Here is a 26,619-nt window from a genome sequence, read left to right on the forward strand (position 1 = left end):
GGGCTAGGCTGCTGGACGTATCAAATCCGTCCGGGGCTTCCCTCGGACCCCCCTCCCCGAGGCGAGAGAGTCAGTGAACGCTACTGCCACCCCGTACGAGGCCGCCGAGGCCGCCGCCGCGCGCCTTCGCGAGCTGACCGGCGTCGAGAACCACGACGTCGCCCTGGTCATGGGCTCCGGCTGGGCCCCTGCCGTCGACGCCCTTGGCGCTCCCGAGGCCGAGTTCCCGGTCACCGAGCTGCCCGGCTTCCCGCCGCCGGTCGTGGAGGGCCACGGCGGCAAGATCCGCTCGTACAAGATCGGCGACAAGCGCGCCCTGGTCTTCCTCGGCCGCACCCACTACTACGAGGGCCGCGGCGTCGCCGCCGTCGCCCACGGCGTGCGCACCGCCGTCGCCGCCGGCTGCAAGACCATCGTCCTGACGAACGGCTGCGGCGGTCTGCGCGAGGGCATGCGCCCCGGCCAGCCGGTCCTGATCAGCGACCACCTCAACCTGACGGGCGCCTCCCCGATCGTCGGCGCGAACTTCGTGGACCTCACCGACCTGTACTCGCCGCGGCTGCGCGCGCTGTGCAAGGAGGTCGACGAGACCCTGGAAGAGGGCGTGTACGTCCAGTTCCCCGGCCCGCACTACGAGACCCCGGCCGAGATCAACATGGTCCGCGTCATGGGCGGCGACCTGGTCGGCATGTCCACGGTCCTCGAGGCCATCGCGGCCCGCGAGGCCGGTGCCGAGGTCCTGGGCATCTCGCTGGTCACCAACCTCGCCGCCGGACTCTCGGGCGAGCCGCTGAACCACGAGGAGGTCCTCCAGGCGGGCCGCGACTCGGCCGCCCGGATGGGCGAGCTGCTGACGCGGGTCCTGGACCGGATCTGAGCCCTTCCCCCAGCACGCCCCCTCCCGTCACCGGCGGCCGCGCCCCCGGACCTCCGCGCCCCGATCGGGCACGGCCGCAGGCCGTATGGGGGCCTGGGGGCGCGCCCTCCGTTCGGGAAGGGGCGGGCTGGGGAAGAAGAACCGCCCGCCCCCTCCCGCCGCACCCTCCGAAAGGCACACCACCGTGACGACGCAGGACGACCTCCTCGCCAGGGCCCAGGCGTGGCTCGCCGAGGACCCCGATCCGGAGACCCGCGAGGAGCTCGGCGCGCTCCTCGACCGCGGCGAGGCCGCGCGTGACGAGCTCGCCGCCCGCTTCGCCGGCACGCTCCAGTTCGGCACCGCGGGACTCCGCGGCGAGCTGGGCGCGGGCCCCATGCGGATGAACCGCGCCGTGGTCATCCGCGCCGCCGCCGGCCTCGCCGCGTATCTGAAGGCCAAGGGCCAGGCCGGTGGCCTCGTCGTCATCGGCTACGACGCCCGCTACAAGTCCGCCGACTTCGCCCGCGACACCGCCGCCGTGATGACCGGCGCCGGGCTGCGCGCCGCGCTGCTGCCGCGCCCGCTGCCGACGCCCGTCCTGGCGTACGCCATAAGGCACCTGGGCGCCGTCGCCGGCGTCGAGGTGACCGCGAGCCACAACCCGCCGCGCGACAACGGCTACAAGGTGTACCTGGGCGACGGCTCGCAGATCGTGCCGCCCGCGGACGCGGAGATCGCCTCCGAGATCGACGCCATCGCCGCCCTCGCGGACGTGCCGCGCCCGGACAGCGGCTGGGAGACCCTCGGCGACGAGGTCCTGGAGGCCTACCTGGCCCGCACGGACGCCGTCCTGACCCCCGGCTCCCCCCGCACCGTGCGGACCGTCTACACGGCCATGCACGGCGTCGGCAAGGAGGTCCTCACGGCCACCTTCGCCCGGCACGGCTTCCCGGCCCCGGCGCTCGTCGCCGAGCAGGCCGACCCGGACCCGGCGTTCCCGACCGTCGCGTTCCCCAACCCGGAGGAGCCCGGCGCCATGGACCTCGCCTTCGAGGCGGCCCGCGCCGTGGACCCCGACATCGTGATCGCCAACGACCCGGACGCCGACCGCTGCGCCGTGGCCGTGCCGGACGCCTCCGTCGACGGCGGCTGGCGGATGCTGCGCGGCGACGAGGTGGGCGCGCTGCTGGCCGCGCACCTGGTGCACAAGGGCGCGCGGGGCGTGTTCGCGGAGTCGATCGTGTCGTCGTCCCTCCTCGGCCGGATCGCCGAGGCGGCGGGCGTGGGCTACGAGGAGACGCTGACCGGCTTCAAGTGGATCGCCCGCGTCGAGGGCCTGCGCTACGGCTACGAGGAGGCGCTCGGCTACTGCGTCGACCCGGAGGGCGTCCGCGACAAGGACGGCATCACGGCGGCGCTGCTCGTCGCCGAGCTGGCCTCGGAGCTCAAGGAGCGCGACCGCACCCTGACCGACCTGCTGGACGACCTGGCGGTGGAGCACGGACTGCACGCCACGGACCAGCTGTCGGTGCGCGTGGAGGACCTGGGCATCATCGCGAACGCGATGGCGGCGCTGCGCGAGAAGCCTCCGGTGCACCTCGCGGGCCTCACGGTCGTCTCGGCCGAGGACCTGACGAAGGGCACGGAGTCGCTGCCGCCGACCGACGGTCTGCGCTACCACCTCGAGGGCGACTACAAGGCCCGGGTGATCGTCCGCCCGAGCGGCACCGAGCCCAAGCTGAAGTGCTACCTGGAGGTCGTGGTCCCGGTCGCCGACGCGAGCGAGCTCGGGACGGCCCGCGCGAAGGCCGGCGAGGTCCTGAACGCGATCAAGAAGGACCTGGCGGAGGCCGCCGGTCTCTGAGCGCCGGCGGGCCGCCGCCGGCACCGTCGTCAGGGCGAGGGCCCGTACGGAATCGTTTCCGTACGGGCCCTCGCCCTTTCGGGTGAATCGGGTACGACAGGGCCCGCGACGCGCGGCCCGCATCCGGGTGGCCGGGGCAGGGTGGCCCGGTGTCTCCCGTGCCGTCGCAGCTGACCCGCCGCCGCCCCGCCCCCGGGGCCCCCGAGGCCGCCCCCGGGACTCCGGGAGCCTCCGGGGCCTCCGCGTCCTCAGGAGCCGCCGGAGGCCTCGGCGCGGCCCGCGCCCGGGGCCGCGGAGCCGCCGCGTGGCAGGCGGCGTCGGCACGGGCACTGCGCCACGCCGCCCCCGCCCTGCTCGGCTATCTGGCCGTGCGGCTGCTCGGCCTCGCCGTCCTGGCCCACTGGACGCACCTCCAGGGGCACGGCGTGTGGCCGGTGCTCGCGCGGTCCTGGGACTCCAACTGGTACCTGGGGATCGCCGACCACGGCTACACCCACGAGCACCGCGACCGCCTCACCGACCCGCCGCGCAGCCTGGCCTTCTTCCCGCTCTATCCCGCGCTCGTGAAGGCCCTCGCGGCCGTCACGCCCGGCTCACGGGCCTCCGTGGGTCTGGTACTCGCCGTGCTGTGCTCGTTCGCCGCCGCCTGGGGCGTCTTCGCGGTCGGCGACCGGCTGCGCGGACGCCGCACGGGCACGCTGCTCGCCGTGCTGTGGGGCGCCACCCCGGTCGCGCTCGTGCAGTGGATGGGATACACCGAGTCGCTGTTCACGGCGCTCGCCGCCTGGTCCCTGTACGCGGTCCTGACCGGGCGCTGGGCGTGGGCGGCGGGCCTCGCGGCGGCCGCCGGACTGACCCGGCCGACCGGGGTCGCGGTCGCCGCCGCCGTCTGCGCGGCCGGGCTGCTCGCCGCCCGCCGGCAGGGCCGGGCGCCGCTGCTCGCCGCCCTCGCCGCGCCGCTGGGCTGGCTGGCGTACGTGGGCTGGGTGGGCGTGCGAGTGGGCCGCTGGGACGGCTACTTCGCCGTGCAGCGCGTGTGGGGCAACACGTGGGACGGCGGCGCGGTGACCCGCGCCCGGCTGCGCGACCACCTGGTGTACGACGACGACCCGCAGCTCTTCCTGGCCGTGGTCTCCGTGGTCCTGGTCGTCTCGGCGGCCCTGTACCTGCTGTGCCTGACGGACCGCCAGCCGCTGCCGCTGCTCGTCTTCGGCGGGGTGCTGCTCCTGGTCGTGCTCGGCAGCGGCGGCGTCTACTTCCCCCGGGCCCGCTTCCTGGTCCCCGGCTTCCCGCTGCTGCTGCCGGTGGCGACGGCGCTCGCCCGGGCCCGCTTCCCCGCGACGGCCCTGGTGGCGGGCGGTGCGGCACTCTCGTCGGCGTGGCTGGGCGCGTACATGATGCTGGTGTGGCAGGGCCCGCCGTGACCGGGTCCCGGGCTCGGACCGCGCGTCAGCCGGTCGCCGAGAGGATCACCAGGAGCACCAGGCCCGCGACCGCCGGGGCGATGACCTCGTAGGCCCAGCGGATCTGCGGCTCGCCCTGGGTCTCCGGCAGGCCGCTGCGGCGCTCGGCGAGCTCGCGCAGATCGGCCACCGACTGGTCCGCGGGCGCGACGCGGGCCTTGGAGTCGCGGACGTCGGCGCTCACCGACGTACGGCCGTGCGGGTCGTCCTGGGAGGCCCGGGCGGCCTGGCGGGCGGCGCGCTTGCGCTGGCGCAGCGAGACCGGGATCGCCCACAGCTGGTACGTGCGGCCCTCGTTCGTGAGGGCCTCGCTGGAGTAGCCGGCCCGGATGTCGGCGATGGTGCCCCAGGGCAGCGTGATGGTGCGGAACGGGTTGCGGATGCGCAGCCGCTCTGCGCCCGCGAAGACGGCCGGCCGGATGGTGAACGCGACGATGAGCGGGACCACCATGATCAGCGCGGCGAGCGCGAGCCAGGGCGTGCGGCCGTGGCCGCGCAGGATCGAGTCGCCGCCGAGGACCACGGCGAGGGCGAGCAGGAAGACGCCGCCCGCGATGCCCATGGGCGAGCGGAAGACGCGGTCCCTGACGGGCTCGGAGGGCTGCGGGGCGGGCGGCTCGGGGGTCGTCATGGCCCGATTCTGCCTCAGCGCTCACGCACCCGCGGTGACGAGGTCGGCGTAGACGACGATGTTGTCGGGCCGGTGGCCGTCGACGAGCTCGCCGCCGCAGGTGATCAGCCGGAGTTCGGGCCGGGTGGTGTCGCCGTACACCTTCCGCGTCGGGAAGGCCTTCTTGCCGACCTGTTCCAGCTCCCGCACCCGGAACACGGCGTCGGTGCCGTCGGCGCGCGTCACGGTGACACGGTCGCCGACCCGGATCCTGCCGACGTTCCTGAGAACGGCGGGGCCGTCGGCGGTGTCGTAGTGGCCGATGAGGACCGCGGGCCCGGTCTCGCCGGGCGTGACGCCCTTGTCGTACCAGCCGATCCGGTCGGCCTGCGCGACCGACGGGACCTGGACGGTGCCGTCGGCGTTGAGGCCGAGCGTGAGGACCGGCCCGGTGTCGACCCCGGCGGCCGGCACCCGCACGCGTACGGGCACCGAGCGCGGCAGCGGCGCGGTGGCGAGCTGCTCTGGCGGCGCGGGGGCGGCGGTGGCGGTGACGCGCGGGGCGGGGACGGGCGGCGCGGTGGTGGTCGGGGCGGGCGTGGGCGCGGGCCCGGCGCAGCCCGCGAGGACGGCGACGGCGGCCGTGGCGGCGGCCAGGGCGAGGAGCAGGGGGCGGCGGGTCACGGTTCGGCTCCGGGAAGGGTCTGGCCATGGGAACGGCTGAGGTCTGACTCCGGGAACGACGGAGGTCTGACTCCGCGGAACGGGGTGCGGCGGGCCGCCGAGGAGGAGGCGGCCCGCCGGGGGGGTGGGACTGCGGCGCGATGAGGGGTGTTCGCCGCGGGGTGCCGGTCGCGGGGACCGGAAGACCGTCAGCCGCGGTCGGCGGCGGTGCGCCGGCGCAGAGCGGTGAAGCCGAGGCCGGCGGCGACGACCGCGGCGGCGCCCCCGGCGGACGCGAGCAGCGCGGTGTCGTTGGCGTGCTCGACGCTGCCGAACTCGGCACCGGCGGCGACGCCGCCCTTGGGGACGACGGTGGTCTGGCCGCCGTTGCCGCCGGATCCCGAGGTGGGCGCGGGCGTGGGCGTGGCGGTGGGCGTCGTGCTGCTGCAGTCCTGGGGAAGCTTCGGGAAGTCGACCCACCGGTACGGCATGTCGCCGCCCTGGGTGCGCTGGCCGAGCTTCGGGGCGGCGGTGTCCGCGCCCTCGATCTTCAGGCCGTAGCGGCCGTCGACGGGGTGCTGACGGTCGGCGGTGCCGACGACCTTGCCCGCGTCGTCCCTGAGGACGGCCTCGGGCCCCTTCTTCAGGTCGTTGGTGAGCGTGACCGTCCAGTACGGGAAGACGGAGGCGATCTTCTCGGTGACGGTGCACCCGTTCGCCGTCGGCCCGGAGAGCACGGTGCCGGGCTTCGGGGCGGGCTTCGGGTTGACGCCGGCGCCGAGGTGGACGGGGGCGGCCTGCTCGGCCTGGCCGGGGACGTAGGCGGCGAGCCCGCCGTCGTTCTCCAGGACGACCACGGCCTTCCCGTACGTCCACACCGAGCGGACCGGGTGGTACGCGTAGACGAATCCGCCGCCCTGGCCGGTCTTGTCGACCGGCTGGAGGCCGAACCGGCCGTCCTTCGGGTTCTTGCCGAGCTCCACGACGGTACCGTCGGCCAGTCGGTACAGGCCGAGCTCGGCGGGCGAGACGACGTTGCCGCGCCACGCGAGGGTGCGGCCGTCCTCGAAGAGGACGAGGTAGTTGCCGTTGTCGTTGCCGGCCGCCGCGCGGGCGTTCGCCTCGACGGAGCCGATCGACTGGCCGTTCTTGAAGCTCTCGGCGCGGTACCACGTCGGTCCGAGCTTGTAGATCTTCACGACGGTGCCGTTGTAGAGCGTCTCGGTCCGGACGAGCGTGCCGTTCTCCGCCGTGGCCGCCGGGCCGTCCGCCGCGAAGGCGGTGCCGGTGGCGAGCACCGGAGTGACCGCGAGGCCGGCGAGGAGGGCGGTGGCGACGGCGGCGCGAAGGGCGGTGCGCATAACGACTCCTGTGGAATCAGACAGGTCGGGTGAGGAAGAGCCGCATGCCGCTGACATCTCGTTCGGTGAGGGCCGGTGAGTTCTGGCTGGCTGCAGGAGAAACGTTAGGGATCTTGGGTTCGGGAGTTGTCCGCTCCATGTCACGGGCATGTGACAGGCCTCACGCGCACCCCACTTTCCCCGCACCCACCTGCGCTTTCACGCGCTCGTACGAGCAGCCCCCTGTACACGCCGCTACGCGCGTAGATATGCTCGACTGGTGACCATGCCCACCACTGCACCTGCAGCACATGCTTTCGCCGACGTGACCACGTCCGAGAGCACGCTGCGCCGCTTCCTCCACGGGCTGCCCGGCGTCGACGCCGTCGGCCTGGAGGCGCGCGCCGCGTCCCTCGGCACCCGCTCGATCAAGACCACGGCCAAGGCCTACGCCATCGACCTGGCCATCTCCATGATCGACCTGACGACGCTCGAAGGCGCGGACACCCCGGGCAAGGTCCGGGCGCTCGCCGCCAAGGCCGTCAACCCCGACCCGACCGACCGCACCACCCCGACGACCGCCGCCGTCTGCGTCTACCCCGACATGGTGGCCACCGCCAAGGCCGCCGTCGCGGGCTCCGGCGTCAAGGTCGCCTCGGTCGCGACCGCCTTCCCGGCCGGCCGCGCCGCCCTCCCCGTCAAGCTCGCCGACACGGCCGACGCCATCGCCGCGGGCGCCGACGAGATCGACATGGTCATCGACCGTGGCGCCTTCCTCGCCGGCCGCTACCTGGAGGTCTACGAGCAGATCGCCGCCATCAAGGCCGAGTGCGGCGACCGGGCCCGCCTCAAGGTGATCTTCGAGACCGGTGAGCTGTCCACGTACGACAACATCCGCCGCGCCTCCTGGCTCGGCATGATCGCCGGCGCGGACTTCATCAAGACCTCGACCGGCAAGGTCGCGGTCAACGCCACCCCCGCCAACACCCTGCTGATGCTGGAGGCCGTGCGCGACTTCCACGCGCAGACCGGCGTCCGGATCGGCGTGAAGCCCGCGGGCGGCATCCGCAACACCAAGGAAGCCATCAAGTTCCTGGTCCTGGTCAACGAGACCGTCGGTGCGGACTGGCTGGACAACCACTGGTTCCGCTTCGGTGCCTCCAGCCTGCTCAACGACCTGCTCATGCAGCGTCAGAAGCTGGCGACCGGCCACTACTCCGGCCCCGACTACGTGACGGTGGACTGATCGACATGACCTCCCCCTTCGAGTACGCCCCCGCGCCCGAGTCGCGCTCGGTCGTCGACATCGCGCCGAGCTACGGCCTGTTCATCGACGGCGAGTTCGTCGAAGCGGCCGACGGCAAGGTCTTCAAGACCGTCTCGCCCTCCACCGAGGAGGTGCTCTCCGAGGTCGCCCAGGCGGGCGCCGCGGACGTGGACCGCGCGGTGAAGGCCGCCCGCAAGGCCTTCGAGAAGTGGTCGGCGCTGCCCGGCTCCGAGCGCGCCAAGTACCTCTTCCGCATCGCCCGGATCATCCAGGAGCGCAGCCGTGAGCTGGCCGTCCTGGAGACCCTGGACAACGGCAAGCCGATCAAGGAGACCCGCGACGCGGACCTCCCGCTGGTCGCCGCGCACTTCTTCTACTACGCGGGCTGGGCCGACAAGCTCGACCACGCCGGCTTCGGGCCGTCCCCGAAGCCGCTGGGCGTGGCCGGCCAGGTCATCCCGTGGAACTTCCCGCTGCTGATGCTGGCGTGGAAGATCGCCCCGGCGCTCGCGACCGGCAACACGGTCGTCCTGAAGCCGGCCGAGACGACCCCGCTCTCCGCCCTGTTCTTCGCGGACATCTGCCGCCAGGCCGGGCTGCCCAAGGGCGTCGTCAACATCCTCCCGGGCTACGGGGACACCGGCGCCGCGCTCGTCGAGCACCCGGACGTGAACAAGGTCGCGTTCACCGGCTCGACCGCCGTCGGCCGTGCCATCGCCAAGTCGGTGGCCGGCACGGACAAGAAGCTCACCCTGGAGCTGGGCGGCAAGGGCGCCAACATCGTCTTCGACGACGCGCCGATCGACCAGGCCGTCGAGGGCATCGTCAACGGCATCTTCTTCAACCAGGGCCAGGTCTGCTGCGCGGGCTCCCGCCTCCTGGTCCAGGAGTCGATCCACGACGAGCTGCTCGACTCGCTCAAGCGCCGCCTCTCGACGCTCCGCCTGGGCGACCCGCTCGACAAGAACACCGACATCGGCGCCATCAACTCCGAGGAGCAGCTGGCCCGGATCACCACGCTCGTCGAGCAGGGCGAGGCCGAGGGCGCCGAGCGCTGGTCCGCCGCCTGCGAGATCCCGTCCGCCGGCTACTGGTTCGCCCCGACGCTCTTCACGAACGTCACCCAGGCGCACACCGTCGCCCGCGACGAGATCTTCGGCCCGGTCCTGTCGGTGCTGACCTTCCGCACGCCGGACGAGGCCGTCGCCAAGGCCAACAACAGCCAGTACGGCCTGTCGGCGGGCATCTGGACGGAGAAGGGCTCCCGCATCCTCGCGGTCGCCAACAAGCTCCGCGCGGGTGTCGTCTGGGCCAACACCTTCAACAAGTTCGACCCGACCTCGCCGTTCGGCGGCTACAAGGAGTCGGGCTTCGGCCGCGAGGGCGGCCGCCACGGTCTGGAGGCCTACCTCGATGTCTGATCAGCAGACCCGTCTGAGCGTCTTCAAGACCTACAAGCTGTACGTGGGCGGGAAGTTCCCGCGTTCCGAGAGCGGCCGGGTGTACGAGGTGACCGACTCCAAGGGCAAGTGGCTGGCCAACGCCCCGCTGTCGTCCCGCAAGGACGCGCGTGACGCCGTCGTGGCGGCCCGCAAGGCCTTCGGCGGCTGGTCGGGCGCGACCGCGTACAACCGCGGTCAGATCCTCTACCGCGTGGCCGAGATGCTGGAGGGCCGCAAGGGCCAGTTCGTGCACGAGGTCGCGGACGCCGAGGGCCTGTCCAAGAACAAGGCGGCCGTGGTCGTCGAGGCCGCGATCGACCGCTGGGTCTGGTACGCGGGCTGGACCGACAAGATCGCCCAGGTCGTCGGCGGCGCCAACCCGGTGGCGGGCCCGTACTTCAACCTGTCCACCCCGGAGCCGACCGGCGTCGTGACCGTCGTCGCGCCGCAGGAGTCGTCCTTCCTCGGCCTGGTCTCGGTGATCGCCCCGGTCATCGCGACCGGCAACACGGCGGTCGTCATCGCCTCCGAGAAGGCCCCGCTGCCGGCCCTGTCCCTGGGCGAGGTGCTCGCCACCTCGGACCTGCCCGGCGGCGTGGTCAACATCCTGTCGGGCAAGGCGTCCGAGATGGGCCCGCACCTGGCGGCCCACCTCGACGTCAACGCGATCGACCTCACGGGCGCGGACGCCGACCTGGCCCGCGAGCTCGAGATCGCCGCGGCGGACAACCTGAAGCGCGTGCTGCGCCCGCGCACCGAGGACTTCGCGGAGTCCCCGGGCACGGACCGCATGACCGCCTTCCTGGAGACCAAGACGGTCTGGCACCCGACGGGTTCGCTGGGCGCGTCCGGCTCCTCGTACTAGGCCGTACGGCGAAGGGCCCCCGACCACTCCTCCGGTCGGGGGCCGTTCGCCGTGTCCGCGCAAGCGCCTACGGCAGCAGCGACTGCGACAGCGGGCCCGCGACCGGCAGGTCGGCCAGGGCGCCGCCCTTGGTGACGTGGTCGGTCACCAGGTTCGTGCCGACCGGCTTGAAGTCGGCGACCTGGGTGCCGAGGCCGTTGTCGAGCGGGTCGACGCCCGTGTTGGCCAGCGGGTCGAGCTGGAGCTGCGTCAGCGGTGCCACGCCGTGGCCGAGGCCCTCCAGGGCCGCCGCGCCGTCCATCCGGGTCAGCGAGTCGGTCGGCAGCGGCACGCCGACGCCCTCGGCGGCCTGGGCGCCGGCGCCCGCGCCGAACACGGCGGCCCCTGCCGCGGTGACGGTGAGTCCGGCCTTCAGCAGGGCACTGCGGCGGGACGTGCGGGACTGTGCGTGACGCGCCATGGGAATCCTTCCGGAGGGTGGTCGAGCGGGCACCGACAGTAGTGGAGGTGTGATGCTCGATACCAACGGGCCGCCTCGGTGGTCCCCTGCACGGGGGAATGCCTCACACTGGTGTCCCGTGAGTTCCCAACCGATCCCGACCCGGGTCGTCCTGATCGCGGGCCCTTCCGGCTCCGGCAAGTCGTCCCTCGCCGCCCGCACCGGTCTGCCGGTCCTGCGTCTCGACGACTTCTACAAGGAGGGTGACGACCCTTCCCTGCCACTCGTCGAGGACAGCACGGACATCGACTGGGACTCCCCGCTCTCGTGGGACGCGGACGCGGCCGTCGCCGCGATCGCCGAGCTGTGCCGCACGGGCCGCACCGACGTGCCCGTGTACGACATCGCCACCAGCGCCCGCGTGGGCCACGAGGCCCTCGACATCGAGCGGACGCCGCTGTTCGTGGCGGAGGGCATCTTCGCCGCCGATATCGTGGCGCGCTGCCGTGACCTCGGGGTGCTCGCCGACGCGCTGTGCCTGCGCGGCCGTCCCGCCACGACCTTCCGCCGCCGGCTGCTGCGGGACCTCAGGGAGGGCCGCAAGTCGGTGCCGTTCCTGCTGCGCCGCGGCTGGCGCCTGATGCGGGCCGAGCGTTCGATCGTGGCCCGCCAGACCGCGCTCGGCGCCCACCCGTGCGCCAAGGACGAGGCCCTGGGCCGCCTGGCCGCCGCCGCGGCGGGCCGCTGCCGCGTCCCGGCGGCCCGCGCCTGACCCCTTCACCCCGCCCGCGAACGTGCCGAGGGCCGGACAGGATCCCCCGATCCTGTCCGGCCCTCGCCCTTTACCCCGTACCCCCGTACGGTCCCCCGTGTTTCCCCGTGCCCCCGTGTCCCCCCGTATCCCTCAGGCGACGAGCTCGCCGAAGGACTCCTCCTCGTCACGGCCGAAGCTCAGCACCTCGTCCTCGCGCAGTCGCCGCAGCGAGCGCCAGATGCTCGACTTCACCGTGCCGACACTGATGTCCAGGATCTCCGCGATCTCCGGGTCGGTCCGGCCCTCGTAGTAACGCAGCACCAGCATCGTGCGCTGGAGCTCGGGCAGACGGGCCAGCGCCTGCCAGAGGACCGCGCGCAGTTCGGTTCCGCGCATCGCGTCCGTCTCGCCCACCGTCTCCGGGAGCTCCTCGGTCGGGTACTCGTTGAGCTTGCGCCGGCGCCAGGCGCTGATGTGCAGGTTGGTCATCGTGCGGCGCAGATAGCCGCCGACCGCGGCCTTGTCGCTGATCCGGTCCCAGGCGCGGTACGTGGAGAACAGCGCGCTCTGGAGCAGGTCCTCGGCCTCGAAGCGGTCACCGGTCAGGTGGTAGGCGGTGGCGTACAGGGAGGCCCGGCGCTCCTGGACGTAGGCCGTGAACTCGGCCTCCGAGCAGGAACGCTCCCCCGTGACCTCCCCGTACGCCGCTCCCCCGTCAGCCACGGCGACCATGTACGGCGCCTTGTGCTGACGCCCGACGCTGCGAACGCACCCCCGCCCGTTCACCGCGCCGGACTTCTCGGTGCTCCGTGTGACGTCGTGGAGACGCGTGACAACTGCGCTGGAGGTGGTGCTGTGCAGTGCGTTCATCTCGCGCCCCCCGTCGGTTGGAGTCCGTAGGTCCTTGATGTCGAAAAGCCTGCCCGGCCGACTTCATGGCGGTGTCCGCCGACTGTCACAGGCGTGTCACAGGCGGGGGCGGGACGGAGGCGTGACCTGACGGTCGAACTCGGACGGCCGCATGCGACAGAATGAGGCCGTGCCTTTCCTGTTGCTGATCGAGGACGACGACGCCATCCGCACGGCCCTCGAACTCTCCCTGTCACGCCAGGGCCACCGTGTGGCCACCGCGGCGACGGGCGAGGACGGCCTGAAGCTGCTCAAGGAACAGCGGCCCGACCTGGTCGTCCTCGACGTGATGCTGCCCGGCATCGACGGCTTCGAGGTGTGCCGCCGGATCCGGCGTACGGACCAGCTGCCGATCATCCTGCTCACCGCGCGCAGCGACGACATCGACGTGGTCGTGGGCCTGGAGTCCGGGGCCGACGACTACGTGGTGAAGCCCGTGCAGGGCCGGGTGCTCGACGCCCGGATCCGCGCGGTGCTGCGCCGCGGCGAGCGGGAGGCCACCGACTCGGCCACCTTCGGCTCCCTCGTCATCGACCGCTCCGCGATGACGGTGACGAAGAACGGCGAGGACCTGCAGCTCACGCCGACCGAGCTGCGGCTGCTCCTGGAGCTGAGCCGGCGGCCCGGTCAGGCGCTGTCGCGCCAGCAGCTGCTGCGGCTCGTGTGGGAGCACGACTACCTCGGCGACTCGCGCCTGGTCGACGCCTGTGTGCAGCGGCTGCGCGCGAAGGTCGAGGACGTGCCCTCCTCGCCGACCCTGATCCGCACCGTCCGGGGTGTGGGCTACCGGCTGGACGTTCCTGCGTGAGCAAAGGGATCGTCTCGGTGCTGAGGTTCACCAGCCTGCGGCTCCGCCTCGTCGTCGTCTTCGCCCTGGTCGCGCTCACCGCTGCCGTGTCGGCCTCCGGCATCGCGTACTGGCTCAACCGCGAGGCCGTGCTCAAGCGCACCCAGGACAGCGCGCTGAACGACTTCCGGCAGGAGATGCAGAACCGGGCGGCGACGCTGCCGCCGCGGCCCACCGAGGAGGAGCTGCGGCGCACCGCCGAGCAGATGGCGAGCGGCAGCGCCGGCTACAGCGTGGTGCTCATGGGCGAGCGGGCGGCGGGCAAGCCGATCGTGGGCGCCTCCGACCCGGACGTGTTCACGCTCGCGGACGTGCCGCGCCCGCTGCAGACCGCCGTGACCACCGAGCGCCCGGTCTCGGACGCCAACCCGTACCCGTACCACCTGTTCTGGCAGCGCACCCAGCGCGGCTCGACGCCGTACCTGGTGGGCGGCACGAAGATCGACGGCGGCGGGCCGACCGGCTACATGTTCAAGTCGCTCGCCGCGGAGAAGGCCGACCTCAACTCGCTGTCCTGGTCGCTCGGCATCGCCACCGGTCTCGCCGTGATCGGTTCGGTGCTGCTCGCGCAGGTCGCGGCGACGACCGTGCTGCGCCCGGTGCACCGGCTCGGGGAGGCGGCCCGGCGGCTCGGCGAGGGCAAGCTGGACACCCGGCTGCGGGTCTCCGGCAACGACGAACTGGCGGACCTCTCCCGGACGTTCAACAGCGCCGCCGAGTCGCTGCAGAAGAAGGTCGCGGACATGAGCGCGCGGGAGGAGGCGAGCGCCCGCTTCGTCGCCGACATGTCGCACGAGCTGCGCACGCCGCTGACCGCGCTGACCGCTGTGACGGAGGTCCTGGAGGACGAGCAGGACGCGCTCGACCCGATGATCGCGCCGGCGGTGGCCCTCGTCGTCAGCGAGACCCGCCGGCTCAACGACCTGGTGGAGAACCTGATGGAGGTGACCCGCTTCGACGCGGGCACCGCGCGCCTCGTCCTGGACGACGTCGACATCGCCGACCAGATCACCGCCTGCATCGACGCGCGGGCCTGGCTGGACGCCGTGGACCTGGACGCCGAGCGCGGGATCGTCGCGCGGCTCGACCCGCGCCGGCTCGACGTGGTCCTGGCCAACCTGATCGGCAACGCGCTCAAGCACGGCGGCTCGCCGGTGCGGGTGTCGGTGCGGACCGAGGAGGCCGAGGAAGGCGAGGAGCTGGTGATCGCGGTGCGCGACCACGGGCCCGGCATCCCGGTGGAGGTCCTGCCGCACGTCTTCGACCGCTTCTACAAGGCGAGCGCGTCGCGCCCGCGTTCGGACGGCAGCGGTCTCGGTCTGTCGATCGCGATGGAGAACGCGCTGATCCACGGCGGCTCGATCACCGCCGCCAACTCCACGGACGCCGACGGCCGGGTGGACGGCGCGGTGTTCGTGCTGCGGCTGCCCCGGGACGCCTCGGGGATCGCGCGCGAGCTGCGGACCCGCAGCAGCCAGGGCGAGGTGGAGGAGAGTTGAGACGTCGCCGTACGTGGGGACTTGGCCGTACGGGGCTGCTGGCCCTGGGCGCCGCCGTCCTCCTCTCGGGCTGCGGCATCCGTACGACGTCGGTGCCGGTCGACGCGGGCGCGGCGCCCTCGCGAGTGCCGTGCAGCGTGCCGGGCGAGGCGTCCGGTACGGGCGGGCAGAGCGGGGTGCCGCTGCGCGTGTACCTGGTGTGCGGTGCGCAGCTGGACGCCGTGGAACGCAGGTCGCCGTTGTCCGAGGAGAAGGCGGCGGGCGACCCGGTGCGCACGGCCTCGGCGCTGCTCGCGCAGCTGCAGAGCGAGCCGTCGGACGAGGAGCGCCGGGCGGGCTTCGCCACGGCGGTGAAGGGTCCGCTGGTGGTGGGCGCGGCCCGCAAGGGCGATCCGAAGGGCACCCTGCGGCTCAGCCGCCAGCCCGAGGACCTGCCGCCGACGGCCCTGGCCCAGATCGTCTGCACCTTCGCGGAGAGCACGGCCGGCGAGCCGGGCGGCTCCGGCTCCACGGCCGACTCCGTCGTCCTGGGCGGCCCCGGCCCGTACGGGCCGCGCCGCTACAGCTGCACGACCGAGCTGAAGGAGCGCCCGGAGTCGGTCCGCTCGTCACCGGCGGGTCACTGACGGGACGACGGGACCCGGGGGCGGCCCGCTTCCGGGGTCCGTGACGGTTTCCGGTCCGTGACGGCCGGACGGAACCGATTCCGCCGGAGGGCGCGTCTTGGGGGGCGTGCAACGTCAAGGTTCGGGTGGGTCGGGCAGTTCCGGCGAGTCTGTCGCCGTGGTCGTACGCGTGGCGGGGTTCGCCTTTCTCCTCGCCCATCTGCTGCTCGTCGCCTGGGTGACGCTCCGCCCGCGTGACGTGGCCTGGGTGACCGCGCCGAACCTGACGCCACTGGCCGGGATCCGGGGCGATCTGGCGCTCGGCCCGGCCGAGGCCGCGCGGCGGATCGCCGGCGGGCTGCTGCTCCTGGCCCCGCTCGGGGTGCTGCTGCCGATGGCCGACGGACGGCTCGCGGTGTCGCCCTGGGCGTCGCTCGCCCGGACGACGGCGGCCGGGGCGCTGGTCTCGCTCGCGGTGGAGCTGCTGCAGACGGCGGTGCCCGGGCAGGTCGTGGACGTCGACTCGGTGCTCCTGAACACGGCCGGGGTGGCGCTCGCGCACCTGCTGCTGGTGCCGGCGGGGCGGGCGCGGCTGCGCCGCGGCCCGCGCGGGCGCCGGCCGTCCACCCGGCCCGGGAAGTCCTCCTCGAGGACGAGCGAGCGGCGGGCTTCTCAGGGGGCGACCCCGACGATTCCCAGGGTCGGTATCGCCCCGTAGAGGGAGGCTTTGTCCACCGGTCCGGCGGCACCATGGAGACATCGGAAATTCCGAGCACCCGGACTGAAGGAGCCCACCATGGCCGCACTTTCCCGCCCTCGTGACGGACGCGTGATCGGCGGAGTGTGCGCGGCGCTGGCACGGCGCTTCGGCATCTCCGCCTGGACGATGCGCGCGATATTCCTGGCCTCGTGCCTGCTCCCGGGCCCGCAGTTCGTGCTGTACCTGGCGCTGTGGGTGCTGCTGCCCGCGGAGAAGACGGCGAGCACGGCCTGGTAGCCGTCGCACCCGTCGTACGTACGCCGAAGGGGCGCTCACCCGGACCGGGTGGGCGCCCCTTCGGCGTGCGGGGGGGGCTCAGACGCCCAGGCCGCCCAGCGGCAGGCCGTTCAGCGGCAGCCCGCCGAGGAGGCCGGTGGCCGCGCCGAGCGGGGTGGAGCCGAGGCCGGCCTTGGCGCCGTCCAGCGGCAGGTCCTGCGCCTGCTTCTGCACCTCGCCCGGGAGGTTCTGGGCCTGCTCGACCGCGCCCGGGAGGGTCTTGGCGCCCTGCTCGACACCGGTCCCGACGGCACCCTGGCCGCCGGACAGGGCCTCGGACGCGCCCGCCGGGAGCTCGGTGAGGTCGTCACCGAGCGGGACGATGCTGGTGACGGTGCCGAGCGCGTCGGAGCCGACGACCGGCAGCGCCGGGGCGGCGGAGGCCGTTCCGGCGGCGGCGGCGGCGAAGGCGGCACCGAGGGCGGCGACACCGAGCGTCTTGGCGGCAGACTGCTTCATCAGAAAATCTTCCTCAGGAATCTCGGGTGCGTCTCGGGGCGACGGGGAAGGCCCTGAGAGCGGGGGAATTTCGGGGAATGCAGAGTGGCTACGCAAACTAACCAGCCAAAGTCCCGGCCGCAAACACCGGACGGCGGCCGGGCGTGGTGCGCCCGGCCGCCGTCCATTCCTTCCCGAGGGTGGTGATCAGCCCGTCTGCTGGGAAGACTCGCTGGTCGTGGCGGTCTGCTGGAACAGCCATTCGGACTTCAGCTCGGCATAACCAGGCTTGATCACGTCATTGATCATCGCCAGTCGTTCATCGAAAGGAATGAACGCTGATTTCATCGCATTGACCGTGAACCACTGCATGTCGTCGAGCGTGTAACCGAATGCCTCGACCAGGAATTCGAATTCCCGGCTCATGCTGGTGCCGCTCATCAGCCGGTTGTCGGTGTTGACCGTCGCGCGGAAGTGCAGCTTGCGCAGCAGCCCGATGGGGTGCTCCTTGTAGGACTCCGCGGCGCCCGTCTGCAGGTTGGAGGTGGGGCACATCTCCAGCGGGATGCGCTTGTCGCGCACGTACGCGGCGAGCCGGCCGAGGCTGACCGAGCCGTCGTCGGCCACCTCGATGTCGTCGATGATCCGCACGCCGTGGCCGAGCCGGTCGGCGCCGCACCACTGGAGGGCCTGCCAGATCGACGGCAGGCCGAAGGCCTCGCCCGCGTGGATCGTGAAGTGGTTGTTCTCCCGCTTCAGGTACTCGAAGGCGTCGAGGTGACGGGTGGGCGGGAAGCCGGCCTCGGCACCCGCGATGTCGAAGCCGACGACGCCGGAGTCCCGGTAGCGGTTGGCGAGTTCGGCGATCTCCAGGGCGCGGGCCGCGTGCCGCATCGCGGTGAGCAGCGCACCCACCCGGATCCGGTGGCCGTTGGCCCTGGCCTGCCGCTCGCCCTCGCGGAAGCCCTCGTTGACCGCCTCGACGACCTCTTCGAGGGTGAGACCGCCCTCCAGGTGCTGTTCGGGCGCGTAGCGGACCTCCGCGTAGACGACGCCGTCCTCGGCGAGGTCGACGGCGCACTCGGCGGCGACCCGGACCAGGGCCTCGCGGGTCTGCATGACGGCGCAGGTGTGCGCGAACGTCTCCAGGTAGCGCTCCAGGGAGCCGGAGTCCGCGGCCTCCCGGAACCAGATGCCGAGCTTGTCCGGCTCGGTCTCGGGAAGGCTGTCGTAGCCCTGGGCCCGGGCGAGTTCGATGATCGTGCCGGGGCGCAGACCGCCGTCGAGGTGGTCGTGCAGCAGGACCTTCGGGGCGCGGCGGATCTGATCCGCCGAGGGGGTGCTGGGGATCTGGCTCGTCATTGCCGCACTCTAGCGCCTACGCGCGTAGAGCGCGCCTCTTCGGCACCGCATCCTTCGTCGGATTTCGGGTCCGCTGCCGGGACGTGACCGCCCGGTGCCGCGGTCGGCGCGACGGCCGTGCCGCGCCGGGCGCCGTGGCCCGAAACTCCCGCGCGGGCCCCTCCGCGGACACCTAGCCTGCCGGTATGACCACCGCCACCAGCGACTCCGAACTGCGCCGGATCATCCGCTTCATGTCCGCCTTCACCCGCCGGCAGGCCGAGCGGACGATCGACTTCCCCGGCGGGTTCGCCGCGCTCGACGACACGTACGCGCTCTCGCACGGCAACAACCACGTCCTGGTGGACGGCCGGACCGACCCCGAGGCGCTGCCCGGCCGGGTCGACGAACTGATGGCCCACCTCTCGCACCGCACCGTGTACATCCCCGACCCGGAGGCCGCGCAGGCCTGCATCACACCGCTGGTCCGGGCCGGGTACGAGTGCTCCGAGGTCCTGCTGATGGTCCACACCGGGCCGGTACCGGAGCTCGGCGGGGCGCGCGAGGTCGACCTGCCCGCCCTGCGCGGGCCGCTCACCGAGAGCCAGCGGCGCTTCCTTCCGGACGTCGGGGACGACGTCGTCCACGACCTGGTGGAACGTCGCGCGGCCCGGCGCCGGGGCGCCGACGACGTCCGCTTCCTCGCCTCGCACGACGAGTTCGGCGAGGTCGCGTCCTGGGCGGACCTGTACATCGACGCGGCCTCGGGGACGGCCCAGATCGAGGACCTGGTCACGGCCGGGTCCCACCTGCGCCAGGGCCACGCCGGCGTCGTCCTGGACACCGCCCTGCGCATGGCCGACGCCGCCGGCTGCACGACCGTCTTCCTGACGGCCCTCGCCACCGACTGGCCGCGCGACTGGTACGCACGCCGCGGCTTCGTCCCGGTGGGCAGCGTGCACTGCTTCGAACGGCCGTGAGACGTACGGACGTTCGGTCAGCGGACGATACGTAACAGAGACCGCGCGTACCACTCGCGTACACCTCGGCTTCTGAGACTGTTTTGTCATGGCGCACAACGCACTCGTGGGAACGGCCGCCTCCCGGACACCCCGCCTCGGCCGGCCCGTCGCGGCGACGACGGCGGTCACCGAAGCGGGCGGGGTGGTGTTGCTGCTGCCGGACGGCGAGGTCACGTCCGGACGGCGGCACTCCGTACGGGCCCATGCCGCGGTCCTGCCGCTGGGGCGGCAGCTGGTGCGGGCGGGGCGGGCCGACGGGCTCGTGTCGCACGTGGTCCGGTACCGGGGGCGGGGCTGGAACGGGACGGACGCGCAGCTGGCGGCGGACGCCCGGTGGGCGGTGTCGGAGGCGGTACGGCGCTACGGGGACGTTCCGGTCTGCCTGGTGGGACGGGGCATGGGCGGCCGGGCCGCGCTGGCCGCCGGCGGGCACACGGCGGTGGCGGCGGTGCTGGCACTCGCCCCGTGGCTGCCGGAGGACGACCGGGCGGCCGAGCCGGAGCCGGTGCGGCAGCTCGTGGGGCGGCGGGTGCTGATCGTGCACGGCACGAACGACGCCCGTACCGACCCCGAGCTGAGCTACCGGTTCGCCGAGCGGGCCAAGAAGTCCAACCGGGACACCTGCCGCTTCGAGGTCCACGCGGACGGGCACGCGCTGCGCCAGTACCGCGACGAAGTCCACGCCCTGGCCGCCGACTTCGTGCTCTCCGCGCTCTTCGCGCGCCCGCAGAGCCGTCCGCTCGCGGACGCGATGGCCGCGCCGCCGCCGCTGGGGCTCCGGATGCCGCTGGCGGCCGGGTTCGGGCGGTCGGTCGGCTGACGGCCGCGCGGCCGGACCCTCACTCGGGCAGCAGGCTGCCCCGCTTGCCCAGCAGGAACTTCTTGAACGCGGCCACCGGTGGTGTGTCCGGGTGGCCGTCGAGCCAGGTCACGCCGATCTCGCGGACCGCGCGCGGCGAGGTCACGCCGAGTTCGACGACACCGGGGCGGGCGACGGCCGGCGGCGGCAGCAGGGCGACGCCGAGGCCCGCGGCGACCAGGCCGCGCAGCGTCTCGGCCTCCTCACCCTCGAAGGCGATGCGGGGCTTGAAGCCGGCCTGCGCGCACAGGTCGTCGGTGATGCGGCGCAGCCCGTAACCCGGTTCGAGGGTCACGAAGGTCTCGTCGGCGGCCTCCGCGAGGCGGATCCGCTTGCGGCCGGCGAGCCGGTGGTCGTCGGGCACGACGAGCCGCAGCCGCTGTTCGTCGAGGCGGCGGCCGACCAGGTCGGGCGCGTCCGGGACGGGCGAGGTGAGGCACAGGTCGAGCTCGCCGGCCCGGAGCCGCTCGATCATCGCCTCGCCGTAGTTCTGGACCAGGGTGAAGCGGACGTTCGGGTGGTCGACGCGGAAGGCGCGGATCAGCCCGGGCACGGTCTCGGAGCCCATGGTGTGCAGGAAGCCGAAGGCGACCCGGCCCGCGGTGGGATCGGCGTCGGCCCGTACGGTGTCGGCGGCCCGCTCCACCTCGGCGAGGGCCCGCTCCGCGGCGGAGAGGAAGCCGCGGCCGGCCGGGGTGAGCGAGACCGTGCGCCCGCGGCGGGCGAACAGGGCGACACCGAGGTCCTCCTCGAGCCGGACCATGGCCCGCGACAGGGTCGACTGCGGGACGCCCATCTCGGCCGCGGCGCGGGTCACGTGCTCGTGCCGGGCGACCGCGGCGAAGTAGGCGAGCCGCGGCGCGAGCAGCAGTCCCATGTCTTCTTCGTTACTGTTCGGTGACAGGCGAGGCTGTGACCTGTACTCATGCACCATGGGAACGATTACAGCAGTTCCGTGCATTGGACGCATGAAGCGGACCGTCCTACGTTCGAGGCATGCCTTCCGCCAGTACCAAGGCGGCCGCCACCAGCGCGGTCGCCGAATCCGGTCGTGAGTCCGCCGACACCCGCCTCTCCCCCGGCCGCCCCGGCTACCGCCGGATGAGCCTCGCGCTCTTCGCCGCCGGAGTGGCCACCTTCGCCCTCCTCTACTCCACCCAGGCCCTTCTGCCCGCCGTCTCCGCCGAGTTCGGCGCGAGCGCGTCGGCCGCCTCCTGGACGGTCTCCGCCGCGACCGGCGCGCTGGCCCTGTGCGTCCTCCCGCTGAGCGCGCTCTCCGAGCGCTTCGGGCGCCGCTCGATGATGACGGTCTCGCTCGCGGTCGCGGTGGCCGTGGGCCTGCTCGTGCCGCTCGCCCCGAACCTGGAGACCCTGGTCGCGCTGCGCGCGGTGCAGGGCGCGGCGCTGGCCGGTGTGCCGGCCTCGGCGATGGCCTTCCTGGCCGAGGAGGTGCGGCCGAAGGCGCTGGTCGCGGCGATCGGCCTGTTCGTCGCGGGCAACTCCATCGGCGGCATGAGCGGCCGGATCGTCACCGGCTGGGTGGCCCAGCTGTGGGGCTGGCGGGCGGGCCTCGCGGCGGTCGGCCTGACGGCCGCGGTCTGCGCGCTCGCCTTCCGGGCGCTGCTGCCGAAGGCGCGGCACTTCACCCCGGGCACGCTCGCCCCGAAGGCGCTGGCGCGGACCGTGCGCGGGCATCTCGCCGATCCGCTGCTGCTTCGCCTGTACGCGATCGGCGCGCTGTTCATGACGGTGTTCGGCGCCGTGTACACGGTGATCGGCTACCGCTTGGTCGAGGCCCCGTTCTCGCTGCCGCAGGGCGTGGTCGGCTCGGTCTTCCTGGTCTACCTGGTCGGTACGGTCTCCTCGGCGGCGGCCGGCAAGCTGGTCGGCCGGCTCGGCCGGCGCGGTGCGCTCTACCTCGCGGTCTCCACGACGGCGGCCGGTCTGCTGCTGTCCCTCGCGGACGCGCTGCCCGCCGTCCTGGCGGGTCTGGTGCTGATCACCGCGGGCTTCTTCGCGGGGCACGCGGTGGCGTCCTCCTCGGTGAGCCGTACGGCGCGGACGGGCCGCGCGCAGGCCTCGGCGCTCTACCAGTCGGCGTACTACCTGGGCAGCAGCGCGGGCGGCACGCTCGGCGCGGTCGCCTTCCACGCCGGCGGCTGGGCCGGGACGGTCCTGATCGGCCTGGTGGCGGTGCTCGGCGTCGTGTCGATCACCCTGTACGGGACGCACAGCGCCCGGGTCGAGGCCCGGCGGGTGAAGGCCCTTCGTCACGAACTGGCCACGGCTGTCTGAGTAACTGCAACTGTCGGACTCCCCCGGGCGTCAAACGGGTCAGGACTCTAGGGGGAGTTGACGATCATGAACGGGATACGCAGGCGCGCGGGCATCGGGCTCGCCGTCACGTCTCTGGTGGTACCCATGACGGTGGCGCTCACCGCCGCCCCGGCCCAGGCCGCGTCGTGCAACGTCACGACCGGCCCGTACCAGAAGCAGGTGGAGAAGTTCCTCGGCCGGCCGGTCGACGGGAAGCAGTCGCTCGCCGACTGCAAGGCCATCCAGGCGTTCCAGGCGAAGCACGGGATCACCCCGACGCAGGGCTACGCCGGGACGATCACCTGGCGCACGATGTCCACGATGCTGGCGCAGAAGGCGGCGGGGTCCAATCCCAACAAGGCCGGGAAGTGCCCGACCAACAAGGGCCGGATCGCCTGTGTCGACCTGACCCGCCAGCTCAGCTGGATCCAGGACGGCTCCAGGCTGAAGTACGGCCCGGTGCCGGTGCGTACGGGCAGGGACGGCTCGGAGACGCGTACGGGCGCCAAGAAGATCTACTGGCGCAACATCAACCACTGGTCGACGCTCTACCACGTGTCGATGCCGTACGCGCAGTTCTTCGACGGCGGGCAGGCCTTCCACTCGGTCACCAAGTCGATGTGGAACCCGCCGGGTTCGGCCGGCTGCGTCAACATGACGCAGAAGGACGCCAAGGCGTACTGGAACCTGCTCCGCAACGGTGACGACGTGTTCGTGTACGGACGCAAGCCGGGCACCTGACCGGAACCGGCCCCGGTTGTCAGTGGGCTGCGATAGCTTCCCCCCATCGGCGTCGAACGGGCGCCGATGAGGGGCGACCGGGGTGGACCGATGGCTGCGCAGATGACCGAGGACCTGGAGAAGTACCGCACGGAGCTGACCGGTTACTGCTACCGGATGCTGGGCTCCGCCTTCGAGGCGGAGGACGCCGTGCAGGACACCATGGTGCGCGCCTGGCGGTCGCTCGACTCCTTCGAGGGCCGCTCGTCCCTCCGCTCGTGGCTGTACCGGATCGCCACGAACGTGTGCCTGGACTCGCTCAACGCGGGCAACCGGCGGGCCCGTCCGATGGACCTGACGGATCCGACGCCGGTCGCCCAGGCCCGGCTCAACGAGCGCCCCGAGATCACCTGGCTGGAGCCGGTGCCGGACGGGCGGGTGCTGCCGTCGGTGGCGGACCCGGCGGAGACGGCCGTGTCACGGGAGACGGTGCGGCTGGCCTTCGTGGCGGCGCTCCAGCACCTGCCGCCGAAGCAGCGGGCGGTGCTGATCCTGCGCGAGGTGCTCGCGTGGAAGGCGAGCGAGGTGGCCGAGCTGCTCGGCCTCACCGTCGCCTCGGTCAACAGCGCGCTGCAGCGTGCCCGGGCCACCATTTCCGAGCAGGCCCCGGCCACGTCCGACGCGGCGGACCCCCTCGACGAGGAGCAGAAGGCCCTGCTCGACCGCTACGTGGCGGCCTTCGAGGGCTATGACATGCAGGCCCTCACCGCGCTCCTCCACGAGGACGCGACGATGTCCATGCCGCCGTACGACCTGTGGCTGCGCGGCCACGAGGACATCGTGGGCTGGATGCTCGGCGTCGGCGAGGTGTGCCGCGGATCGAAGCTGGTGCCGACCGTGGCGAACGGGCAGCCGGCCTTCGCGCACTACCACCCGGACCCGGAGGGCGGGTACGCGCCGTGGGCGCTGATCGTGCTCCAGCTGAACGACGGGAAGATCGGCGGGATGGACTTCTTCCTGGACACGAAGCGCTGGTTCCCGCTGTTCGACCTGCCGGAGCGGCTGGAGGCCTGACCGCCTCCGGGGTGCTCACAACAGCTCGCCGAGCCCGAAGAGGTCGAGCATCTCGCGCAGCTCGGGCCCGGCACCCGTGAACACCAGACGGTGCCCACGCCGCCGTGCCGTCAGCCGCAGCCGCGCGAGGGCGTCGACGCCGGCGAGCCCGGCGGGCTCCAGGCCGCCGATCTCGCAGACGACGACGGTCGGCTCGGCGGCGTCGAGCAGCGCGCAGAGCCGCCCGACGTCGATGGGCGCGGGCGGCCCGGAGAGCCGCAGTTCAAGAGGGCGTGAGGTGTCCACACGTGGTGGACCGCCGCCGCGCCCGGAATTCATCGCGGGCGCGGCTGGCGTTCAGCCGAGCGGGAAGACGCTGGTGTCGATCGTGAGGCCGAAGGGGTCGGGGAGGTGGAGCTCGCCACCGAACTCGACGACGTCCAGGACGCGGTACAGGCCGTTCTTCGGCTCGCCGTAGAGGGTGGCGGTGGGCCGGCCGGAGTGCCAGCGGTCGATGAGCAGGTAGAGCGGAACGCCCGCAGTGGCGTAGCTCTGCAGCTTCACCACCCTGTCGTGGTTCGCGTTGCTCCGCGAGGTGATCTCGACGACAAGCTCGGCTTCGGCGGCGAGGAGGCCGTGTTCGGCCTCACGGACAGACTTTTTGGGGGCGACGAGAACGGCCGGGACGAACATACCCACGCGCGTGGGAACAACGACGGGTTGCGTCTGATAGACGCCCCAGTCCCGGCGAATCACCGGGTACAGCACCCGCTGCAGGTCGTCGGCGATGTCGTTGTGGTTACCGGACGGCGGTGGTGTCACAACAATGATCCCATCGATGATCTCCACCTTGCTGCCCTCGGGCCAGTCCGACTCCTCCCAGAAGCGGACGAGCTCGTCCCAGTGCGGGCCCGGAGTGGGATCGACGGGGAGTGCCCTCATGGCGGTCTCCTTTTCGGTGTGACACCGATCCCAGCATGCCGAACGGGGCCGGTGGAGGTCCACCGGCCCCGTTCACCCGAAGGCGTCACTGGCATATGCCAGTACCGGTCACCGCCTTACGCGATGCGGTCCAGGACGATCGGGTTCGGGGAGAACTTCGTGCCCTCCGCCTCGATGTCCCAGGCGCCCTCCAGGGACTTCAGGGCGTAGTCGAACTTCTCCGGCGTGTCCGTGTGCAGGGTGAGCAGGGGCTGGCCCGCGGTCACCGTGTCGCCGGGCTTGGCGTGGAGCTCGACGCCCGCGCCGGCCTGCACCGGGTCCTCCTTGCGGGCGCGGCCGGCGCCGAGGCGCCAGGCGGCGATGCCGATGTCGTAGGCGTCGAGGCGCGTCAGGACGCCGGAGGACGGGGCCGTCACGACGTGCTGCTCGCGGGCGACCGGGAGGGTCGCGTCCGGGTCGCCGCCCTGCGCGGCGATCATGCGGCGCCAGACGTCCATCGCGGAGCCGTCGGCGAGGGCCTTCGCCGGGTCGGCGTCCTTGATGCCGGCCGCGGTCAGCATCTCCTTCGCCAGGGCCACCGTCAGCTCGACGACGTCCGCCGGGCCGCCGCCCGCCAGGACCTCGACCGACTCGCGGACCTCGAGGGCGTTGCCCGCGGTGAGGCCGAGCGGGGTCGACATGTCGGTGAGCAGGGCGACCGTCTTCACGCCGCTGTCCGTGCCGAGGGCGACCATCGTGGAGGCCAGCTCGCGGGCGTCCTCGATGTTCTTCATGAAGGCGCCGGTGCCGACCTTGACGTCGAGGACGAGGGAGCCGGTGCCCTCGGCGATCTTCTTCGACATGATGGAGGAGGCGATCAGCGGGATCGCCTCGACCGTGCCCGTCACGTCGCGGAGCGCGTACAGCTTCTTGTCCGCCGGGGCCAGGCCGTCGCCCGCCGCGCAGATGACCGCGCCGGTCGTGTCGAGGACGTGCAGCATCTCCTCGTTGGAGAGCAGCGCCCGCCAGCCCGGGATGGACTCCAGCTTGTCGAGGGTGCCGCCGGTGTGGCCGAGGCCGCGGCCCGAGAGCTGCGGGACGGCCGCGCCGCACGCGGCGACCAGCGGGGCGAGCGGCAGGGTGATCTTGTCGCCGACGCCGCCGGTGGAGTGCTTGTCGGCGGTGGGGCGGGAGAGCGAGTCGAAGTTCATGCGCTCGCCGCTCGCGATCATCGCCGCGGTCCAGCGCGCGATCTCCTCGCGGTTCATGCCGTTCAGCAGGATCGCCATGGCCAGCGCGGACATCTGCTCGTCGGCGACCTCGCCGCGGGTGTAGGCGTCGATGACCCAGTCGATCTGCTCGGGGCTCAGCTCGCCCTTGTCCCGCTTGGTGCGGATGACGGAGATGACGTCCATGTGATGGTGCCTCTTTCTACGCGCATAGAGGGGGAAAGGAGGAGCGGCCCTTCCCATCGTGCCGGAAGGGCC

General features: G+C 72.8%; 28 protein-coding genes. 17 read left to right on the forward strand and 11 right to left on the reverse strand.

Features of this window, described 5'->3' with window-relative positions; genetic code table 11:
* Positions 1–73: 73 nt before the first annotated feature.
* From ACFY8W_RS09230 to ACFY8W_RS09240, 3 genes are all read left to right on the forward strand, one after another.
* Complete coding sequence (locus ACFY8W_RS09230) at positions 74–877, forward strand: purine-nucleoside phosphorylase (protein WP_391102332.1); 804 nt, start codon at positions 74–76, stop codon at positions 875–877.
* 184 nt (positions 878–1,061) lie between these two features.
* The gene (locus tag ACFY8W_RS09235) at positions 1,062–2,723 is read left to right on the forward strand and encodes a phospho-sugar mutase (RefSeq protein ID WP_391102335.1); all 1,662 of its coding nucleotides are present in this window, start codon (positions 1,062–1,064) and stop codon (positions 2,721–2,723) included.
* Positions 2,724–2,872: 149 nt separating this feature from the next.
* Complete coding sequence (locus ACFY8W_RS09240) at positions 2,873–4,147, forward strand: hypothetical protein (RefSeq protein ID WP_391102338.1); 1,275 nt, start codon at positions 2,873–2,875, stop codon at positions 4,145–4,147.
* Positions 4,148–4,172: 25 nt separating this feature from the next.
* Here ACFY8W_RS09240 and ACFY8W_RS09245 read toward each other — a convergent pair whose 3' ends face one another.
* The 3 genes from ACFY8W_RS09245 to ACFY8W_RS09255 form a co-directional block, all read right to left on the reverse strand.
* Positions 4,173–4,817 carry a PH domain-containing protein gene (locus tag ACFY8W_RS09245; RefSeq protein WP_391102341.1) on the reverse strand — a complete coding sequence of 215 codons (645 nt, stop codon included), beginning with the start codon at positions 4,815–4,817 and terminating at the stop codon, positions 4,173–4,175.
* 21 nt (positions 4,818–4,838) lie between these two features.
* Positions 4,839–5,480, reverse strand: coding sequence for a class F sortase (locus tag ACFY8W_RS09250; protein WP_391102343.1), 642 nt, complete (start codon positions 5,478–5,480; stop codon positions 4,839–4,841).
* 188 nt (positions 5,481–5,668) lie between these two features.
* Positions 5,669–6,820, reverse strand: a complete 1,152-nt coding sequence (locus ACFY8W_RS09255) for a hypothetical protein (RefSeq protein WP_391102345.1) — start codon at positions 6,818–6,820, stop codon at positions 5,669–5,671.
* A gap of 265 nt (positions 6,821–7,085) precedes the next feature.
* Between ACFY8W_RS09255 and deoC the strand changes: the two genes are divergently transcribed.
* From deoC to ACFY8W_RS09270, 3 genes are read left to right on the forward strand one after another with little or no spacing between them, the layout of a single operon-like run.
* The gene (gene deoC / locus ACFY8W_RS09260; RefSeq protein WP_391103832.1) at positions 7,086–8,045 is read left to right on the forward strand and encodes a deoxyribose-phosphate aldolase; all 960 of its coding nucleotides are present in this window, start codon (positions 7,086–7,088) and stop codon (positions 8,043–8,045) included.
* A gap of 5 nt (positions 8,046–8,050) precedes the next feature.
* Positions 8,051–9,487: an aldehyde dehydrogenase family protein gene (locus ACFY8W_RS09265; RefSeq protein ID WP_391102346.1), complete on the forward strand. Its 1,437-nt coding sequence runs from the start codon at positions 8,051–8,053 to the stop codon at positions 9,485–9,487.
* Positions 9,480–10,373, forward strand: coding sequence for an aldehyde dehydrogenase family protein (locus ACFY8W_RS09270; protein WP_384411917.1), 894 nt, complete (start codon positions 9,480–9,482; stop codon positions 10,371–10,373). Before ACFY8W_RS09265 ends, ACFY8W_RS09270 begins: the two co-directional genes overlap by 8 nt.
* Before the next feature lie 67 nt (positions 10,374–10,440).
* On the opposite strand, the gene ACFY8W_RS09275 is transcribed toward ACFY8W_RS09270, so the two are convergent.
* Complete coding sequence (locus tag ACFY8W_RS09275) at positions 10,441–10,833, reverse strand: hypothetical protein (protein ID WP_391102348.1); 393 nt, start codon at positions 10,831–10,833, stop codon at positions 10,441–10,443.
* Positions 10,834–10,885: 52 nt separating this feature from the next.
* On the opposite strand from ACFY8W_RS09275, the gene ACFY8W_RS09280 reads away from it, so the two are divergent.
* Positions 10,886–11,584 carry a uridine kinase gene (locus tag ACFY8W_RS09280; protein ID WP_391102349.1) on the forward strand — a complete coding sequence of 233 codons (699 nt, stop codon included), beginning with the start codon at positions 10,886–10,888 and terminating at the stop codon, positions 11,582–11,584.
* A gap of 132 nt (positions 11,585–11,716) precedes the next feature.
* On the opposite strand, the gene ACFY8W_RS09285 is transcribed toward ACFY8W_RS09280, so the two are convergent.
* Entirely contained in the window at positions 11,717–12,436 is a 720-nt protein-coding gene (locus ACFY8W_RS09285) for a SigE family RNA polymerase sigma factor (RefSeq protein ID WP_365337878.1), read from the reverse strand.
* A 169-nt stretch (positions 12,437–12,605) separates the two neighbouring features.
* Here ACFY8W_RS09285 and afsQ1 point away from each other — a divergent pair, with 169 nt between their 5' ends.
* The 5 genes from afsQ1 to ACFY8W_RS09310 all read left to right on the forward strand — a co-directional run bounded on the left by afsQ1 (position 12,606) and on the right by ACFY8W_RS09310 (position 16,423).
* Positions 12,606–13,283 carry a two-component system response regulator AfsQ1 gene (gene afsQ1, locus ACFY8W_RS09290; RefSeq protein WP_265869013.1) on the forward strand — a complete coding sequence of 226 codons (678 nt, stop codon included), beginning with the start codon at positions 12,606–12,608 and terminating at the stop codon, positions 13,281–13,283.
* A complete protein-coding gene (locus ACFY8W_RS09295) occupies positions 13,280–14,821 on the forward strand; it encodes an ATP-binding protein (protein ID WP_391102351.1) in 1,542 nt (513 codons plus the stop codon). The genes afsQ1 and ACFY8W_RS09295 overlap by 4 nt, the downstream gene beginning before the upstream one ends.
* On the forward strand, positions 14,818–15,447 hold the full coding sequence (locus ACFY8W_RS09300) for a hypothetical protein (RefSeq protein ID WP_391102353.1): 630 nt from the start codon (positions 14,818–14,820) through the stop codon (positions 15,445–15,447). Before ACFY8W_RS09295 ends, ACFY8W_RS09300 begins: the two co-directional genes overlap by 4 nt.
* 157 nt (positions 15,448–15,604) lie before the next feature.
* Positions 15,605–16,144, forward strand: coding sequence for a VanZ family protein (locus ACFY8W_RS09305; RefSeq protein WP_391102356.1), 540 nt, complete (start codon positions 15,605–15,607; stop codon positions 16,142–16,144).
* Positions 16,145–16,222: 78 nt separating this feature from the next.
* Positions 16,223–16,423 carry a PspC domain-containing protein gene (locus ACFY8W_RS09310; RefSeq protein WP_391102358.1) on the forward strand — a complete coding sequence of 67 codons (201 nt, stop codon included), beginning with the start codon at positions 16,223–16,225 and terminating at the stop codon, positions 16,421–16,423.
* A 78-nt stretch (positions 16,424–16,501) separates the two neighbouring features.
* Here ACFY8W_RS09310 and ACFY8W_RS09315 read toward each other — a convergent pair whose 3' ends face one another.
* Together ACFY8W_RS09315 and ACFY8W_RS09320 are read right to left on the reverse strand one after the other, a co-directional pair.
* Positions 16,502–16,921: a hypothetical protein gene (locus ACFY8W_RS09315; protein WP_391102360.1), complete on the reverse strand. Its 420-nt coding sequence runs from the start codon at positions 16,919–16,921 to the stop codon at positions 16,502–16,504.
* A 186-nt stretch (positions 16,922–17,107) separates the two neighbouring features.
* Positions 17,108–18,262 carry an adenosine deaminase gene (locus tag ACFY8W_RS09320; protein WP_391102363.1) on the reverse strand — a complete coding sequence of 385 codons (1,155 nt, stop codon included), beginning with the start codon at positions 18,260–18,262 and terminating at the stop codon, positions 17,108–17,110.
* A 185-nt stretch (positions 18,263–18,447) separates the two neighbouring features.
* Between ACFY8W_RS09320 and ACFY8W_RS09325 the strand changes: the two genes are divergently transcribed.
* Both ACFY8W_RS09325 and ACFY8W_RS09330 read left to right on the forward strand, forming a co-directional pair.
* Positions 18,448–19,221: a GNAT family N-acetyltransferase gene (locus tag ACFY8W_RS09325; RefSeq protein ID WP_391102365.1), complete on the forward strand. Its 774-nt coding sequence runs from the start codon at positions 18,448–18,450 to the stop codon at positions 19,219–19,221.
* An 88-nt stretch (positions 19,222–19,309) separates the two neighbouring features.
* Positions 19,310–20,083, forward strand: a complete 774-nt coding sequence (locus ACFY8W_RS09330) for an alpha/beta hydrolase (RefSeq protein WP_391102367.1) — start codon at positions 19,310–19,312, stop codon at positions 20,081–20,083.
* 19 nt (positions 20,084–20,102) lie between these two features.
* Here the strand turns inward: ACFY8W_RS09330 and ACFY8W_RS09335 are convergent, their stop codons facing one another.
* On the reverse strand, positions 20,103–21,056 hold the full coding sequence (locus tag ACFY8W_RS09335) for a LysR substrate-binding domain-containing protein (protein WP_391102369.1): 954 nt from the start codon (positions 21,054–21,056) through the stop codon (positions 20,103–20,105).
* 62 nt (positions 21,057–21,118) lie between these two features.
* Here ACFY8W_RS09335 and ACFY8W_RS09340 point away from each other — a divergent pair, with 62 nt between their 5' ends.
* The 3 genes from ACFY8W_RS09340 to ACFY8W_RS09350 all read left to right on the forward strand — a co-directional run bounded on the left by ACFY8W_RS09340 (position 21,119) and on the right by ACFY8W_RS09350 (position 24,232).
* Positions 21,119–22,417, forward strand: a complete 1,299-nt coding sequence (locus ACFY8W_RS09340) for an MFS transporter (protein WP_391102371.1) — start codon at positions 21,119–21,121, stop codon at positions 22,415–22,417.
* A 66-nt stretch (positions 22,418–22,483) separates the two neighbouring features.
* The gene (locus ACFY8W_RS09345; RefSeq protein ID WP_391102372.1) at positions 22,484–23,179 is read left to right on the forward strand and encodes a L,D-transpeptidase family protein; all 696 of its coding nucleotides are present in this window, start codon (positions 22,484–22,486) and stop codon (positions 23,177–23,179) included.
* Positions 23,180–23,269: 90 nt separating this feature from the next.
* Positions 23,270–24,232, forward strand: a complete 963-nt coding sequence (locus ACFY8W_RS09350) for an RNA polymerase subunit sigma-70 (protein ID WP_391102375.1) — start codon at positions 23,270–23,272, stop codon at positions 24,230–24,232.
* Positions 24,233–24,247: 15 nt separating this feature from the next.
* On the opposite strand, the gene ACFY8W_RS09355 is transcribed toward ACFY8W_RS09350, so the two are convergent.
* The 3 genes from ACFY8W_RS09355 to ACFY8W_RS09365 form a co-directional block, all read right to left on the reverse strand.
* Entirely contained in the window at positions 24,248–24,517 is a 270-nt protein-coding gene (locus tag ACFY8W_RS09355; protein WP_391102378.1) for an STAS domain-containing protein, read from the reverse strand.
* 51 nt (positions 24,518–24,568) lie between these two features.
* Complete coding sequence (locus ACFY8W_RS09360) at positions 24,569–25,153, reverse strand: Uma2 family endonuclease (RefSeq protein WP_391102381.1); 585 nt, start codon at positions 25,151–25,153, stop codon at positions 24,569–24,571.
* A gap of 116 nt (positions 25,154–25,269) precedes the next feature.
* Positions 25,270–26,547: a thymidine phosphorylase gene (locus ACFY8W_RS09365; RefSeq protein ID WP_391102383.1), complete on the reverse strand. Its 1,278-nt coding sequence runs from the start codon at positions 26,545–26,547 to the stop codon at positions 25,270–25,272.
* Positions 26,548–26,619 lie beyond the last annotated feature (72 nt).

Origin of the sequence: Streptomyces sp. NPDC012637 (assembly GCF_042954805.1) — a bacterium.
Taxonomy (GTDB): domain Bacteria; phylum Actinomycetota; class Actinomycetes; order Streptomycetales; family Streptomycetaceae; genus Streptomyces.

What these genes read in the sequence shown, in the direction of transcription:
- ACFY8W_RS09245 (WP_391102341.1), bottom strand. Translation starts at nt 4,817, where the DNA reads ATGACGACCCCCGAGCCGCCCGCCCCGCAGCCCTCCGAGCCCGTCAGG.
- ACFY8W_RS09255 (WP_391102345.1), bottom strand. Translation starts at nt 6,820, where the DNA reads ATGCGCACCGCCCTTCGCGCCGCCGTCGCCACCGCCCTCCTCGCCGGC.
- deoC (WP_391103832.1), top strand. Translation starts at nt 7,086, where the DNA reads ATGCCCACCACTGCACCTGCAGCACATGCTTTCGCCGACGTGACCACG.
- ACFY8W_RS09265 (WP_391102346.1), top strand. Translation starts at nt 8,051, where the DNA reads ATGACCTCCCCCTTCGAGTACGCCCCCGCGCCCGAGTCGCGCTCGGTC.
- ACFY8W_RS09270 (WP_384411917.1), top strand. Translation starts at nt 9,480, where the DNA reads ATGTCTGATCAGCAGACCCGTCTGAGCGTCTTCAAGACCTACAAGCTG.
- ACFY8W_RS09275 (WP_391102348.1), bottom strand. Translation starts at nt 10,833, where the DNA reads ATGGCGCGTCACGCACAGTCCCGCACGTCCCGCCGCAGTGCCCTGCTG.
- ACFY8W_RS09280 (WP_391102349.1), top strand. Translation starts at nt 10,886, where the DNA reads ATGCTCGATACCAACGGGCCGCCTCGGTGGTCCCCTGCACGGGGGAAT.
- ACFY8W_RS09285 (WP_365337878.1), bottom strand. Translation starts at nt 12,436, where the DNA reads ATGAACGCACTGCACAGCACCACCTCCAGCGCAGTTGTCACGCGTCTC.
- ACFY8W_RS09310 (WP_391102358.1), top strand. Translation starts at nt 16,223, where the DNA reads ATGGCCGCACTTTCCCGCCCTCGTGACGGACGCGTGATCGGCGGAGTG.
- ACFY8W_RS09315 (WP_391102360.1), bottom strand. Translation starts at nt 16,921, where the DNA reads ATGAAGCAGTCTGCCGCCAAGACGCTCGGTGTCGCCGCCCTCGGTGCC.
- ACFY8W_RS09320 (WP_391102363.1), bottom strand. Translation starts at nt 18,262, where the DNA reads ATGACGAGCCAGATCCCCAGCACCCCCTCGGCGGATCAGATCCGCCGC.
- ACFY8W_RS09325 (WP_391102365.1), top strand. Translation starts at nt 18,448, where the DNA reads ATGACCACCGCCACCAGCGACTCCGAACTGCGCCGGATCATCCGCTTC.
- ACFY8W_RS09330 (WP_391102367.1), top strand. Translation starts at nt 19,310, where the DNA reads ATGGCGCACAACGCACTCGTGGGAACGGCCGCCTCCCGGACACCCCGC.
- ACFY8W_RS09335 (WP_391102369.1), bottom strand. Translation starts at nt 21,056, where the DNA reads ATGGTGCATGAGTACAGGTCACAGCCTCGCCTGTCACCGAACAGTAAC.
- ACFY8W_RS09340 (WP_391102371.1), top strand. Translation starts at nt 21,119, where the DNA reads ATGCCTTCCGCCAGTACCAAGGCGGCCGCCACCAGCGCGGTCGCCGAA.
- ACFY8W_RS09345 (WP_391102372.1), top strand. Translation starts at nt 22,484, where the DNA reads ATGAACGGGATACGCAGGCGCGCGGGCATCGGGCTCGCCGTCACGTCT.
- ACFY8W_RS09350 (WP_391102375.1), top strand. Translation starts at nt 23,270, where the DNA reads ATGGCTGCGCAGATGACCGAGGACCTGGAGAAGTACCGCACGGAGCTG.
- ACFY8W_RS09360 (WP_391102381.1), bottom strand. Translation starts at nt 25,153, where the DNA reads ATGAGGGCACTCCCCGTCGATCCCACTCCGGGCCCGCACTGGGACGAG.
- ACFY8W_RS09365 (WP_391102383.1), bottom strand. Translation starts at nt 26,547, where the DNA reads ATGGACGTCATCTCCGTCATCCGCACCAAGCGGGACAAGGGCGAGCTG.